Below are 13494 nucleotides of genomic sequence, written 5' to 3'. Positions count from 1 at the left end.
AATGGGTTGTGTGAATTAGCTTGGAAGGAAGCTTTTAGACGAGCTTCCAGTCCTCGAGGCCATCGTAGAGCGGGTACTGCTCAGCGATCTTGGCAACGCGTCCGCGCAGGGTCTCAACATCAGCGTTCTTGCCCTGCGCCAGAGCGGTACCAATGATGTCAGCAACCTCAGTGAACGCAGCTGCGTCCAGGCCACGGGTAGCAAGTGCCGGGGTACCGATACGCAGGCCGGAAGTAACCATCGGCGGGCGAGGATCGTTCGGCACAGCGTTACGGTTCACGGTGATGCCCACCTCGTGGAGGAGGTCCTCAGCCTGCTGACCGTCGAGCTCAGAGTTGCGCAGATCAGCCAGAACCAGGTGCACGTCGGTACCGCCGGTCAGAACGTCCACGCCGGCAGCCTTTGCGTCAGCAGCGGTCAGACGCTCAGCAAGGATGCGTGCGCCCTCGAGGGTACGCTCCTGGCGGTTCTTGAACTCCTCCGAAGCGGCGATCTTCAAAGCAATAGCCTTAGCAGCGATGACGTGCATCAGTGGGCCGCCCTGCTGACCTGGGAAGACGTTGGAGTTAATCTTCTTAGCGTAGTCCTGCTTAGCTAGGATCAGACCGGAGCGTGGGCCGCCCAAGGTCTTGTGAACCGTGGTGGAGACAACGTCAGCGTGCGGAACTGGAGATGGGTGCAGGCCTGCAGCAACCAGACCAGCGAAGTGGGCCATGTCCACCCACAGCTTGGCGCCAACTTCGTCGGCGATGGAGCGGAAGGCCGCAAAATCCAGGGTGCGCGGGTATGCGGACCAGCCGGCGATGATGACCTTCGGTTGCTCCTTGATGGCCTGCTCGCGCAGCTTGTCCATGTCGATGCGCATGGTCTCTGGGTCAACCTCATATGCGGCGACGTCGTACAGCTTGCCCGAGAAGTTCAACTTCATGCCGTGAGTGAGGTGGCCACCGTGTGCCAAGGACAGACCCAGGATCTTGTCGCCCGGCTCCGCCAGGGTGGACAGAACCGCAGCGTTTGCCTGCGCACCGGAGTGCGGCTGGACGTTAGCGAACTCAGCGCCGAAGAGCTCCTTGGCACGGTCACGCGCCAGATCTTCGATGACGTCAACGTGCTCGCAACCGCCGTAGTAGCGGCGCCCGGGGTAGCCCTCAGCGTATTTGTTGGTGAGGACGGAACCCTGTGCCTGCAGAACGGCACGTGGGACGAAGTTCTCAGATGCGATCATCTCAAGGGTGTCGCGCTGGCGGGCAATCTCGCCGTTAATGGCGTTAAATACGTCCGGGTCCAGCTCGCGCATCTCTTGGTAGCGCACGTCTGCGGAGTTGTTGGCAGTCATGGAAGCGTTGATTCCCTTCTCGGTTGCTTACAAGGTCGGTTCAAACCTGCTCTACATATTAACTGCCACGCCCCCACGCGGGGGCTGTTGCAGCCACTAAATACATGCAACTTTCACCAAGAACCGATGAAGTGCGACAATTAGGCAATGGCGCGTATTACCGACACCAGTCCCTACCTCGACTTTGACCGCGAAACCTGGCGCCAGCGACGCTTGTCGATGCCCCAGGTTCTTACCGCCACGGAAGTTGAGGCGCTTCGCGGTATCGGCGATCGCATTGACCTCGACGAGGTCGCTGACGTCTACCTTCCACTGTCGCGTCTTATTCACTTGCAGGTCGCAGCACGCCAGGAACTGACCGCCGCCACCGAAGAATTCTTGGGCAACGACCCCGCCCACGTTCCTTTCGTCATAGGCATCGCGGGTTCGGTGGCTGTAGGTAAATCCACCACCGCCCGTGTACTCCAATTGCTGCTCCAGCGTTGGGATTCCCACCCGAAAGTGGATCTGGTCACCACCGATGGCTTCCTCTACCCCGCGGATATTCTCAACGAGCGCGGCCTCATGCAGCGTAAAGGTTTTCCAGAGACCTATGACCGCCGCAAACTCATGCGTTTTGTCACCGACGTGAAGTCCGGCAAGGCTGAGGTCAAGGCGCCAGTGTATTCGCACATTTCCTACGACATTTTGCCTGATGAATACCAGGTGGTGCGCCGTCCCGACATCCTGATTCTGGAGGGCCTCAACGTCCTGCAGACGGGCCCTACCTTGATGGTCTCGGATCTGTTCGACTTCTCCGTCTACGTCGACGCGCGGGTGGACGACATTGAGCATTGGTACATCGAGCGCTTCCTCCACCTACGCCACACCGCGTTCCGTGAGCCGGGCGCGCACTTCGCGTCCTATGCGGAGATGGATGACAGCGAGGCCCGCGCGCAGGCCCGCGAGATTTGGCAGTCCATCAACTTGCCAAATCTTGTGGAAAATATTCTGCCCACGCGTCCCCGCGCCTCACTCGTACTGCGCAAAGGCTCACACCATTTGGTGGAAAAGGTGCGCATGCGCAAGCTTTAGGAGTTGCGCTGTGCCCATTGAACGATGGGCGCCAGCTCCGCAAAGTTGGTCTCATCGACGTCGCGCTCGTAGCAATCGACCATGTTCTGCTCGTTCGGGGTACGGTCCTTCTTCTGACGCAGCGCGGCGATCATGGTCTTCATGATCATCTTGTGTTTGAACTTTAGCTCCGAATAGTTCAGCCGACCTGGCAAATAAAAGTGCTCGACGGCGGGCTTTTTCGCCAGCGGAATCGCGAGTTGGTCCTTCGCGCGCGCTTCCTCAAGCAGCGTCATCCCAACGACCACGACGGCCACTGGGCGGTCACCAAAGTCATGCTTCTTTACAAAATCGGCGGCGGTAATCGATGGGCCATGCACCGGGGACATGACGATGAGCGGTTGCTTGTCGACGCCCAGCTTGTCCAGGTGTGTTTGATTCTTAGCGTCAGCGAGCGGCAAGATTTCGGCGTTGAGCTGATTTGCCAGTTCCTGGGCGTAGCGCTGGGTAGAACCGTAAACAGAGTCGAAGATTACGGTGGTCATGGAGACCTACTTTCCGAAACGGCGAGAGCGTTGCGAGTAATCACGCAGCGCTCGGAGGAAATCGACGCGGCGGAATGCCGGCCAATAAGTGTCAGTAAACCAGATCTCGGAGTATGCCGCCTGCCAGAGCAAGAATCCGGAAAGACGCTGTTCACCGGAGGTGCGGATGACCAGATCTGGGTCCGGCAGCCCCTTGGTGTAGAGGTGGCTAGTGATGGCATCTGCGGTCACCGAGTCGGCGATTTCCTCTGTACTATGCCCCTTCTGAGCCTCGTCGCGGATGAGATTTTGGACGGCGTCGACGATTTCCTGGCGGCCACCATAGCCCACGGCGATGTTGACGATGACGCCCTTGTTGTCCTCGGTGGCCTGCGCTGCGGCGCGCATCTTCTCGGTAACCTCAGCAGGTAATAAATCAAGGTGTCCAACGAGTCGGATTTGGCAGTCCAAGTCCCCCTCGGACAGGTGCTTTACCACGTCGGAGATGATGTCGAAGAGCAGCTGCACTTCTTGGGTGCTGCGCTTAAGATTCTCCGTGGACAGCAGATAGATGGTGACGACCTCAATGTCAGTGTCTTTGCACCACGAGATCATCTCACTGATCTTTTTTGCGCCCTGCCTGTGACCGTGGCTGATATCAGTAAAGCCGGCTTCCCGAGCCCAGCGGCGGTTTCCGTCCGCCATGATGGCTACGTGGCGTGGCTGCGGTTTTCCTTTAATCGCGCGCGCCAAACGTGCCTCATAGACGGGGTACAGCAACTGGCTCAGGAAGCTCACTATTTTTCCTTACACAACATTCCGGTTTCGACGCATAGAACTTCGCCTACAAGAAAGAACGCTTACTGTTGTCAAATACACCGGCTTCCTTCATTGCCGCATCGACGGCTTCGTCGTCGAAAGGATCAATGCCATGGTCTTGAGCAAACATGGTGCGACGGCGGAAACGGGAGTAGCGGCGGTGGAAGTTCCAGCCAGCAAACAGGACGGCCGCGCCCATCAGGGCGAGGATCAACAGGCCGATAGGTGAAGCTTTACCGAACTCTGGGCCCATGGGGCCTTCCTTTGCACCCTGGGCAAGGAAAAAGACATTGGTCTGGATGTCACTTGCAGCAAGAACTAGCGAATCAATTGCGCTCATATCTTAAGACTCCCCCACTTCAGTAATTCCTGCAAATAAATCGCTTTCTGGAAGCTCAGTCGACACACGAGTCTGCGCAAGCTCGAACTCCTCCGTTGGCCACAGGCGCTGCTGGACCTCTACGGATGTGGCCAAGAACGCGCCGGCCGGATCGATCTGCGTCGCATGCGCACGCAGGGCGTCATCACGGTTTTGGAAGTAGTCTGCACACTCAACCTGAGTGGTCACTCTTGCCATAATGTCGCCGAATGCTGTGTCCCATCGCGCGAGCATGGGGCCGTACGGGCTGGACTTGCCTTCTTCCTCGAGAAGGTCGTGGAAGAGCTTCATGCGCTGATAGACAAATCCGTGAGTGTAGTAAAGCTTCTGTGGCTCCCATGGCTCGCCGAGCCCTGGGTGGTAGGACGGATCTCCTGCCTTCTCCCAGGCAATCATGGATGCGCGGTGCACCATGAGGTGATCTGGGTGCGGGTAGCCGCCAATCTCGTCGTAGGTGATGATGACCTGGGGGCGGAACTCGCGAATCGTCTTCACTAGCTCTTGCGCTACCTCATCGTCTGGGATGAGAGCAAAACAGCCCTCGGGCAGCAATCTCTTAAGTTCCGGATCGAATGGATCACCACCGGGGAGACCAGAGTCAACATGGCCGAGCCACTGGTGCTTAACGCCGAGAGCCTTCGCGGCTTGTGCCATCTCTTCGTGGCGGATGGCTCCCATATTTTCTTTAACGCCTGGCTTATCCATGGCGGGATTAATAACGTCACCGCGCTCGCCGCCGGTGCAGGTAAGAACGAGCACTTCTGCGCCCTCGGCTGCATACTTAGCTGTAGTGGCGGCACCCTTGGAGGATTCATCATCGGGGTGCGCGTGGATGGCTAGCAGGCGCTTGTCGCTCACTGTGGGTTCATCTCCTCTAGCACTGGTATAGGAACAGGGGTCCAGTGTAGTGGATAGTTTGAAAATCTTGAGTGTTGGATAGACTATTGACTATGACTTCCGCCGGTACCCCTCGTTCAGGTGCTCGCTACGGTGCCCGCCCCTCGGCAGACAACTCTGCGACTAAGACCTCAAGCTTTACTAATAAGGCCATTGTGCTCGTTTTCGCGGCAATGTTCATCGCCGCGATTTTTTATGGTGTCCAGTACTTCCAAAAGCGCGAGGAGGTCAACGCCAGCATCTCCTACGTCACGCACGAGGTACTGTCCGACGACTCCATCCGCGTCTGGGCTGACGTCACCCGCAACCACATCGATGAGGACGCGTACTGCATTGTCCAGGCCTTCGATTACTCCAAGGCTGAGGTGGGCCGCCGCGAATTTGCTGTTCCTGCCGGCGGCGCTGAGGTGCAACGCATTGCTGTCGACGTCCCCACTAACCACCGCGCGGTAGCCGGCGGCGTTTACGGTTGTTCGGGCAACGTGCCGAGCTATCTCAACATGAATAACCCGGACTATGTGGAGCAGTCCACTAACTAAACCGGCTCATCTGCTCAGCACAGCAGCAAAGCCGCCTCACAACGGTTCTATCCCACAACAGCTTCTCGCGCTGTTGCGCTAGGCGACGCCGTGATAATCACCCGCGTGTGCTAGGATTTGTAGCGCTTAGGATAGGTCGCACCTCCTGCGAGTTTGCACGGTGGGAGCTGACCTTTTCCATTAGGTGGGCCTGCAATTGTGCAAGGCCCGCAATATTTTGAATTCTCCCCGCTTTACGGAAGGTTGCACTATGGCTGAGCAGCAGAAGCAGTACATCACCCCGGAAACCAAGGCCAAGCTTGAAGCAGAGCTGCAAGCTCTAATTGACCACCGCCCGGTAGTCGCTGCGGAAATCAACGAGCGACGCGAAGAAGGCGACCTTAAGGAGAACGCTGGCTACGACGCAGCCCGCGAGATGCAGGACCAGGAAGAGGCCCGCATCAAGCAGATCTCTGAGGTTCTGGCAAACGCCACCACTGAGCGCACCGCTATCCAGGAGGGTGTTGCCGCCATCGGTTCCGTGGTGCACGTTTACTACAACGGTGACAAGGACGATAAGGAAACCTTCCTCATCGGTACCCGCGCTGCTGCTTCTGACAACAAGGATCTTGAAACCTACTCTGAGCAGTCCCCGCTGGGTGCTGCCCTGATCGGAGCGCAAGAAGGTGAGACCCGCGAGTACACCGCACCAAATGGCAAGACCATTTCGGTCACGGTGGAATCCGCAGCGCCGTATGATTCAGCTAAGGCCGCAACTCCACGCGAGTCCTAATTTCATATTCTTAGTTTCAACTCATTCTGGAGAAAGAGCACCCATGAAGAAGTTCTCCCGCTTCGCAACCGCCGGTTTGGTATTCGCTGCAGGTCTGTCTCTGGCAGCTTGCCACCCACCGAACGAGCAGGATTCCACCAGCGAGAAGATCGACAACGCTTCCACCTACACTGGCAAGGCTCCGAAGCCTGCTGAGTCCACGTCTTCGAGCGAGGCATCCGAAAGCACCGCGGCAAACAATCCGGCTGCTTCCGAGTCTGCTGCTGCTAACCCGAACGTCGTGGTTGAGACTCAGGTAGTACCGGCTCTGTAAAACTAAGAAATGGCGCCCATGCACTGTGCATGGGCGCCATTCTTTTTAGTCCGAGTCGGTTCTATCCTTCTTCACGTGCCCATGCTCCGATGACGCCGGGCAGTGCGGCTGGCGGCTCCCCTAATAGATCCCGTCGATTTGGGTCGCTTTCGACTTTGCTGGTGACTGACTTGATACGTCGATCTTCGCCACCACCACGCCCCATCCCGGCCATCATGGGCATCATCCCGCGCCCCATGGTGCCACGAGCAGCGGCTCCCCCACGTGCCGCAGTCAGGGTTGTGTTGGTGCCACCTCCCATGTGCGAACCATTGCCGATGCTTCCTGTGCTGAGCGATCCACCACGAGCGCCCGCCGTGCCCGCCGAACCGGCAAGTGCACCTCCGCCCGCTCCGCTTCCGGTGCTAAATGCCCCAGGTACACCGGCTCCATTGCCTTGATTTAGCGCACCCGTGTTGCTTAGCCCCAGGGCATGCTTACCAGAACCGTAGCTCTTGCTTGCTGGTGCGCCAATCATGGCGGGAACTCCCACATGTGAATTCGCTGGTGTTAGCCCCGCACCGCTATTGGCTGCAAGCGTCGCTGGATTGATGTGTTGGTTGGCGCCAGTACTCTGCGGGAGGGCGCCAACCCCACCCAAACCAGCCATGGTGTGGCCTGTCGGCGCGCCTACCGATGTGCTGGCATTGGCACCACTAGTAGCAAGGTCTGCTGCTGAGATCGGCGCACCAAGCTGCGCTAGCGACGCCCTGCCACCGTTGAGCAGGTCTTGGTTAAACTTTTGGATCTCAGAATCTGTCATCCCAAGGCCTTCCAGCCCTTCGACCTGACCATCGACGATTCCAAAAGAGCCAGGGCCCAATTTCCCGCTAGCGATTGCTTCTGCAATCCTTCGCGGCCATACGACCGTGTTGGTGTCGAAACGTTGGCCATTGCCATTTACGCCACCAAATTGGCTGCTTACATCGCCGCCGCCTGACGGTGGCATGGTTGTCATTAGCGCATGCTGGAAAGGCATCGCGGCAACCACTTGGGTTTGGAGTGCGTTTTGCATAAACGCCAGACCTGCCTGCTCGGCGGCCTTGCGTGCTGCTGGATCAGGAATCGCCATCGCGGACATGGCCAAGGACATTGCTTTGGGCTGCGACGCCATCAGGTTGGCTTGGAAGCCGAAAAGCTTCTGGCTCATCACCTCAGCATTAGCGATGAAGTGATTACCTGATTCCGCCACAGATCGGATCTTTTGTGCTGCCCGCGCGGTTGCTTCACTATCATTTTCGGATTCCAGCGAAGAAGCCGCCTCATTCAATCCATCAACAATTGCCGTGACCTCGTCGGCGAGGCTCTTCCACCGTGAATTGGTTTCTGAGACACTCCAGATTTTCGTATTGAGCAAATCCATTGCAAGGCCAAGAAGGTTATTGCCTACATTCACCACGGGCGTCGTAAACCCGAAAGGACTATATCCAGGTTCCGGTTGGTTCATCACCGGCATTGCTTCGCCCTCAACTGAACCACCGGCGTCAGCGATATCAAGCCCCCGGCTATTCGCTAAATCTTGTGATTCGAAGCCATTAGCGTCAGCTTGCAGCGTGTCTGCCAGCCACTGAAGCTGTTGATCAAATGCCTTCAATGAGTTACTTGCCGAGCCAGGATCATTAGCGATCACCCTCTGATGAATCGTGCCCACATCCCCAACACCATGCACACTCGAAAAGCTTCCGTCGATTGGCGAAGTCGCCATACCGACAGCGCTCGCACTACGACGAGCTAGCCCCAAAATCACCTGATTCGCCGAGTTCAAGCCTTCAATGTTAATTTTCATTTATCCCCCGTACTGTATTTAAAACAAGAGCGTCCCAAGTACGCCCTCAGCAGCTAAGCACTTTTCTAGAAAAGTCTTTTGGTTTCCGGCATACGTATACCCAACACTGACATGTCCTCTTTTTGTGTCAAGAGATAAAGTGCAGTTATTGTCGCCCCCAAATGGACTCTCGAACGCTATCGCCCCCGTCGTCCGACTTTCATATAACACGCGGGAACCATTCTTCAGCTCATGGTCGGACATAGATACGTCGCTTGAGGACAAGCCGACCACACCACCATTTTCTTGTTCCTCGACTAAAGAAAAAACGCACATCACAGAATCCGTAAAATTGAACCCCCTTTCTAGTCTCCGCCCTAGGCCGGCTTCAGCGAGCTTTTCGGCGGGTATTTCGGTGCACGGGTCGAACAGGTCAAAGTCCGGGTCCGTGCGGTCGAAGTCGCCGAGCGGGGGCAGAACGCCGTTCCCCTCCCCCTTTGCGGTGATGCTGGAATCCGCACCAGCATCACCGCTGTCGCTCGTGCCATTGGAATCGATGAATCCCCCATCCCCGGTAGCTTCCACAGCGTCCCCCGGATTGTCGGCGTTTTCTGCCGCCTTGTCCATACTTGTGCCGAAAGTGTCCCCCGCCTCCTTTACGGTATCTGGCTGGTTTTCTTTCGCGCTCCATGGAGCAAGTCCTATAGCGCAGCCCGTCAGCACCCCCATGCTGACAATCAGCGCTACAACAATCCCCTGCTGCTTCATGATCACCCTTCATCAGACTTCAATGACGAGTCGGAAGGCCGCTGTTGTGGCTGCTAGCCGCTTGCCGCCTCCCGCAAATAGGATGCACGAATCTGCGCGGCCTGTCGCGTCAAGTTGTGAATTGGGTCAAATTCGGGGCGTCTTCTACGACATAAAGATGACTTACCTAAACCTCAAAATGGGAAAAATTTCCTGCTCAAATCATATGAAAAGGCTGTAAAAGAGTTGGAAAACCATGAACTCTCAACCATTTATTGATTCCCCCATTTCTACACCCGAATTACAAGAATGTTACTTAGCAGACTTATGCCCTACCGCTCATATAAGAAACCCCAGCCGCCAAGGGCTCGCCTTGGAAGCTGGGGTCTAAGAAAAGCTACTTTATTCAGAACACCGTTAGCGGTCTTGGAAATAGGACAGCAGGCGCAGAATCTCAGTGTAGAGCCAGACCAAGGTGACAGTCAGGCCGAGTGCAACGCCCCATGCAGTCTTGGACGGAGCGCCAAGTCGGATAAGACGGTCAGCGTGGTCGAAGTCCGTAAGGAAGGACATCGCTGCAAGCACGATGCAGACCAAAGAGAAGATGATGGCAATCGCGCCGCCATCGCGCAGTGGGCTAAACCCGAAGAAGATAGCACCGATGAAGTTACCCAGAGCCAGAACCGCCACACCAGCGATAAGACCGAACATGATCTTGTTGAACTTCGGGGTGACCTTCACAGCGCCAGTCTTGTAGATGACAAGCATGCCGATGAATACGCCAACGGTACCCATGATTGCTTGGCCGATAAGTGCCATACCGTCAGAACCGGCAACGTTAACGCCAGCAAAAAGAAGCGAGAAGCCACCAACAAAGAAGCCATCGAGTACAGCGTAGGTAAGCGTCAGCGGCGCAGAGCCGAACTTCTTACTAAACGCAGCAATTAGCGTGACGATGAAGCTGCCCAAGCCACCAACTACAGTCAACAAGATTGCCGCACCATAGTTGACCTGAGTGCCGATGAAGAAGTTGGCAACTGCAAAGACGATCAACACCGCGAGCGTAATGCCGGTCTTAGTAACAACGTCGTCGACAGTCATTGGTCGCTCAGAAGTCTGACCGGCTGATTGTCCATATCCCTGCTGGCCAAATGAGTTTACATTCTGGCCAGCATCGTAAGGGTTGTTGTTACCGAACGGGTTGGTAGAAGTTCCTTGACTCTTCGTCAAAGAGTTCATTACCGGGTTGCTTGAACGCATTGAGGTACCGATTCCTTTCACAGGTTTAGTCACTAGGGTTAGCGAACGCCCAGCCTAACAGTAATCACGCACCATTTGGGCCAAGCGGTTTCATTTAAGATTCCACTAAGTTCAACGCGTGCAATACTTCAAAAGTTCCCAGCCGTACGATTTTACTTTGAACTATTTTGCAGTGCCTCGGGGAATCGAAATCCCGGGTTTCACTTATCGTTACGCTTGGGGTTCATTGCGCACGCGCTTTCCGACGTCCCACCTCACCCAATTCACGAAATGACAGGTTTAGCGCACAAATGCAAACTGGTTCTGCAGAGCAAAAGGTCATGGACAAAAGTCCATGACCTACAAATTTGGTGCCCCCAGTGGGACTCGAACCCACACTGAATTGATTTTAAGTCAACTGCCTCTGCCGATTGGGCTATAGGGGCTTTAAGGTGTGCTCCTATTTTAAGGCACCCCACATGCACACGCCGACAGTGGGGTACCCGAGAGGGATGGCGTTAGCGATACTTACAGGTCAGCCGCAATACCGACAACGATCCCATCGAGGATGTCCTTCTCACTAATGAAGAAGGACTTTGCATCACTGTTACGTTCAATCATTCGGATAATTCCCTCAACAGCCACCGATCCGCCACCAATAACGTCGGCACGACCAGGATGAATGACTGGGTTAAGCGCGCGGACGTCGGAAGGCACGCCCATCAATTGACGCGTCAGCACACGCAGCGCATCAAAGCGCAGCTCAGAACCATGGATAGCATCGGCGTCGTAGCGCTCTAGACCCTGTGCCAAGGCTGACAGAGTGGTGAAGGTACCAGCACAGCCCACAAAGGTCTGTGCGTCCGAAATCGGAACGATCTTCTCTACTTCCTGCATACGCTGTTCCACGTAGTCAGCGGCGATCTCAACCTCTGCTTCCGTCGGCGGATCCGTCCTCATGATGCGCTCAGTCAAGCGAACACAACCCATCTGTGCCGAGTGCGCACCCAGGATCTCACCTTCTGCTGTTCCCACCACGAACTCGGTAGAACCGCCGCCGAGATCGATGACGCAGAATGGTCCCTTATGTGACGCCAAGTCAGTGACCGCTCCCTTGAAAGACAACAAAGCCTCTTCTTCGCCGGTGATGACCTCGGCCTGTGCCCCTTGTTGGATTTGGCCAAGCAGCTGCGCCGTCATGTCGAAGAATTCACGCTGGTTCTTTACATCGCGCGTAGCGGATGTAGCCACCATGCGCACACGTTTGACATTCTCGAACTTCATCTGCTGGACGTAGCCTTCGAGCGCCACGCGAGTACGCTCCAGAGCTTCAGCAGCGAACTCCCCTGTTGCGTCAACTCCTTGGCCTAAGCGGACGATTTCCATCGTGCGTACGATGTCACGAATCTTTCCGTCTTCCTGAACCTCACAGATGAGGAGTCGAATTGAGTTGGTTCCGCAATCAACGGCGGCGACGCGAGTCATTGAAACTCTTTCCCTTCAAAAATTAAGTGTGCGTTGGCAGCAACGGGGTTCTTATTACGCGTGTGCTACTCGGCGTTCGAGAAATCGAACTGGCTCAAGTCGATACCGAGATCCTCGGTGGTGGGCCATTCTTGCGGAATAGCAGTGCCACGCAGTCGGCCGTGGTCTGCTGCCAATGCAACTGCCTCCGTGCCCAAACGGAAGTGCTGTGGCCCCTCAGCGAGGGCATACGCGATAAGCACGTGGAGACACTTCACGCGATCAGGCATGCCACCGCCGGAAAAGGTGGTTCCCAGGTCCTCGATTTCGTTGCGCTTGGTGAGGAAATACTCGTGCGCACGCTTGTAATCTTCAGCTAGTTCCTTATCCTCTGCCAATCGAGCTTCCATCCACTTCATAACGTGAGCTACCTCGAGGCGCGAAGCCTCCGCAGTCAGGCGCGGGTCAGTCAAGTAGTAGAGGGTAGGAAATGGCGTGCCGTCAGGTAGTTTTGGGGAAGTCTTCACCACGGCCGGCTGGTTGTCCGGCGTGCGATAAGCAATGTCGAGCACACCACGCGGAGCGCGGCCAAGTTGCTCTTTAACAATTTCGAGATCTGCATCGTTGACGGTCATGACCGCTATTGTCTCATGCCAGTGCAACTCTAAGACGCTTAGGATTCACTGCGACCACAAAACTCCACGGTTGTAGGCTACAAAGCGCTACTGCGCTGCAGGAGCTGCCGGCGCTGCGGGAGCTCCTGGAACTGCAGGCTCACCGTCGCCAGCAGGGACTTCCTGCCCCGGCACTGCCTCCGGGCCAGACGACGGCGCAACCGTCGGCAGGTGTCCTGGATCGGTGTTTGTCGACCCCGTCACGCTTGTGTCTTCATCTTCAGAGATAGACCCCCAAAGAATTTCATACCACGGACGAGAATCTACATCGCTCAGCCTGTCGGTAGTCACCGTATTGTTGTGATTCATCCGGTTATCCATGATGCGGTATGCGGTCTCGCCCTCCGCAATAACGCCAAAACGGCGACGCGCTTCCTGCTGCAAGTAGTCCTCGGAGCGGTACTTATCAATCTCTTCCAGCAGCTCTTCCTTTTCCGCTTGCTTTGCGGCAATGGATCGCTCGAGCCGGGCTGTTTCAGAACGCACGTGATAATAGTTGCGCAATGGCACCGCGATGGTGAGCAGCACGATTAGCACAACCACGAGAATTACGGCAAAGCCAACAATATCCATGCGGCCCATTGACTTAATGCGTTGCGACGCCCCCTTGGCTTTCGCCTTAGCCGCGGCTTCTCGCTGTCTAGTGGCACGCGAAACCACTGGAACAGTGGTCCGGGATTTCTTGGAAGTGTGATTCTGGCGTGCCATAGGGTTCCTATCCTAGCGGCGGGCACTGTTTGAAACGGGTGACGCGCGTGTGATTGGAGTAAATTCTCACAAAAAGAAGCGCCGCCCGCGGCGGTCCCTCCTTGAATGGGAGGAATTACCTGCGGACGGCGGCGTCGTTAACGCTCAAAGGCAATTAACTCTGGGGCGCTAGCCCCGAGGAATTAGCCCTGAAAGTGTGATGTCTATGGAGTTTTTGGTCACGGAG

At 56.2% G+C, this 13494-nt stretch carries 15 protein-coding genes and 1 tRNA gene; 4 read left to right on the top strand and 12 right to left on the bottom strand.

Annotation, left to right across the window (positions count from 1 at the left end; all coding sequences use genetic code 11):
• Window positions 1-34 precede the first annotated feature (34 nt).
• Window positions 35-1336, bottom strand: coding sequence for a serine hydroxymethyltransferase (glyA, locus tag HMPREF3153_RS01630; RefSeq protein WP_070419842.1), 1302 nt, complete (start codon window positions 1334-1336; stop codon window positions 35-37).
• Window positions 1337-1483: 147 nt separating this feature from the next.
• On the opposite strand from glyA, the gene coaA reads away from it, so the two are divergent.
• Window positions 1484-2410, top strand: a complete 927-nt coding sequence (coaA, locus tag HMPREF3153_RS01625) for a type I pantothenate kinase (protein WP_046645443.1) — start codon at window positions 1484-1486, stop codon at window positions 2408-2410.
• On the opposite strand, the gene HMPREF3153_RS01620 is transcribed toward coaA, so the two are convergent.
• The 4 genes from HMPREF3153_RS01620 to mca are packed head-to-tail and all read right to left on the bottom strand — an operon-like array spanning window position 2407 to window position 4969.
• Window positions 2407-2934, bottom strand: a complete 528-nt coding sequence (locus tag HMPREF3153_RS01620) for a flavodoxin domain-containing protein (RefSeq protein ID WP_070419841.1) — start codon at window positions 2932-2934, stop codon at window positions 2407-2409. The genes coaA and HMPREF3153_RS01620 overlap by 4 nt on opposite strands.
• A 6-nt stretch (window positions 2935-2940) precedes the next feature.
• Window positions 2941-3711, bottom strand: coding sequence for an isoprenyl transferase (locus HMPREF3153_RS01615; protein ID WP_005529965.1), 771 nt, complete (start codon window positions 3709-3711; stop codon window positions 2941-2943).
• Between the two features lie 46 nt (window positions 3712-3757).
• On the bottom strand, window positions 3758-4072 hold the full coding sequence (locus HMPREF3153_RS01610; RefSeq protein WP_005529966.1) for a hypothetical protein: 315 nt from the start codon (window positions 4070-4072) through the stop codon (window positions 3758-3760).
• A 3-nt stretch (window positions 4073-4075) separates the two neighbouring features.
• Window positions 4076-4969: a mycothiol conjugate amidase Mca gene (mca, locus tag HMPREF3153_RS01605; protein WP_005529967.1), complete on the bottom strand. Its 894-nt coding sequence runs from the start codon at window positions 4967-4969 to the stop codon at window positions 4076-4078.
• Window positions 4970-5061: 92 nt separating this feature from the next.
• Here mca and HMPREF3153_RS01600 point away from each other — a divergent pair, with 92 nt between their 5' ends.
• From HMPREF3153_RS01600 to HMPREF3153_RS01590, 3 genes are all read left to right on the top strand, one after another.
• The gene (locus HMPREF3153_RS01600) at window positions 5062-5547 is read left to right on the top strand and encodes a DUF4307 domain-containing protein (RefSeq protein ID WP_070419840.1); all 486 of its coding nucleotides are present in this window, start codon (window positions 5062-5064) and stop codon (window positions 5545-5547) included.
• Between the two features lie 250 nt (window positions 5548-5797).
• Window positions 5798-6319: a transcription elongation factor GreA gene (gene greA / locus HMPREF3153_RS01595; RefSeq protein WP_046645439.1), complete on the top strand. Its 522-nt coding sequence runs from the start codon at window positions 5798-5800 to the stop codon at window positions 6317-6319.
• A 43-nt stretch (window positions 6320-6362) separates the two neighbouring features.
• Window positions 6363-6632 carry a hypothetical protein gene (locus HMPREF3153_RS01590; protein WP_005529970.1) on the top strand — a complete coding sequence of 90 codons (270 nt, stop codon included), beginning with the start codon at window positions 6363-6365 and terminating at the stop codon, window positions 6630-6632.
• A gap of 61 nt (window positions 6633-6693) precedes the next feature.
• Here the strand turns inward: HMPREF3153_RS01590 and HMPREF3153_RS01585 are convergent, their stop codons facing one another.
• From HMPREF3153_RS01585 to HMPREF3153_RS01555, 7 genes are all read right to left on the bottom strand, one after another.
• A complete protein-coding gene (locus tag HMPREF3153_RS01585) occupies window positions 6694-8457 on the bottom strand; it encodes a hypothetical protein (RefSeq protein ID WP_246817144.1) in 1764 nt (587 codons plus the stop codon).
• Window positions 8458-8475: 18 nt separating this feature from the next.
• On the bottom strand, window positions 8476-9204 hold the full coding sequence (locus HMPREF3153_RS01580; RefSeq protein WP_070419839.1) for a DUF3558 family protein: 729 nt from the start codon (window positions 9202-9204) through the stop codon (window positions 8476-8478).
• Window positions 9205-9600: 396 nt separating this feature from the next.
• Window positions 9601-10443, bottom strand: coding sequence for a Bax inhibitor-1/YccA family protein (locus HMPREF3153_RS01575; RefSeq protein ID WP_005529976.1), 843 nt, complete (start codon window positions 10441-10443; stop codon window positions 9601-9603).
• Window positions 10444-10791: 348 nt separating this feature from the next.
• Window positions 10792-10868: transfer RNA gene (locus HMPREF3153_RS01570), tRNA-Leu, on the bottom strand.
• 82 nt (window positions 10869-10950) lie between these two features.
• A complete protein-coding gene (locus HMPREF3153_RS01565) occupies window positions 10951-11907 on the bottom strand; it encodes a Ppx/GppA phosphatase family protein (protein ID WP_070419838.1) in 957 nt (318 codons plus the stop codon).
• A 65-nt stretch (window positions 11908-11972) separates the two neighbouring features.
• A complete protein-coding gene (locus tag HMPREF3153_RS01560; protein ID WP_070419837.1) occupies window positions 11973-12521 on the bottom strand; it encodes a DUF501 domain-containing protein in 549 nt (182 codons plus the stop codon).
• Between the two features lie 87 nt (window positions 12522-12608).
• Window positions 12609-13268, bottom strand: coding sequence for a septum formation initiator family protein (locus tag HMPREF3153_RS01555; protein WP_046645434.1), 660 nt, complete (start codon window positions 13266-13268; stop codon window positions 12609-12611).
• Between the last annotated feature and the right edge of the window lie 226 nt (window positions 13269-13494).

The sequence above is a fragment of the Corynebacterium sp. HMSC06C06 genome, from assembly GCF_001807295.1.
In the GTDB taxonomy this organism is placed as follows: Bacteria; Actinomycetota; Actinomycetes; order Mycobacteriales; family Mycobacteriaceae; genus Corynebacterium; species Corynebacterium striatum.
Note: the sequence above shows the minus strand (reverse complement) of the source record. Positions and strands in the feature narration are given on the sequence as shown.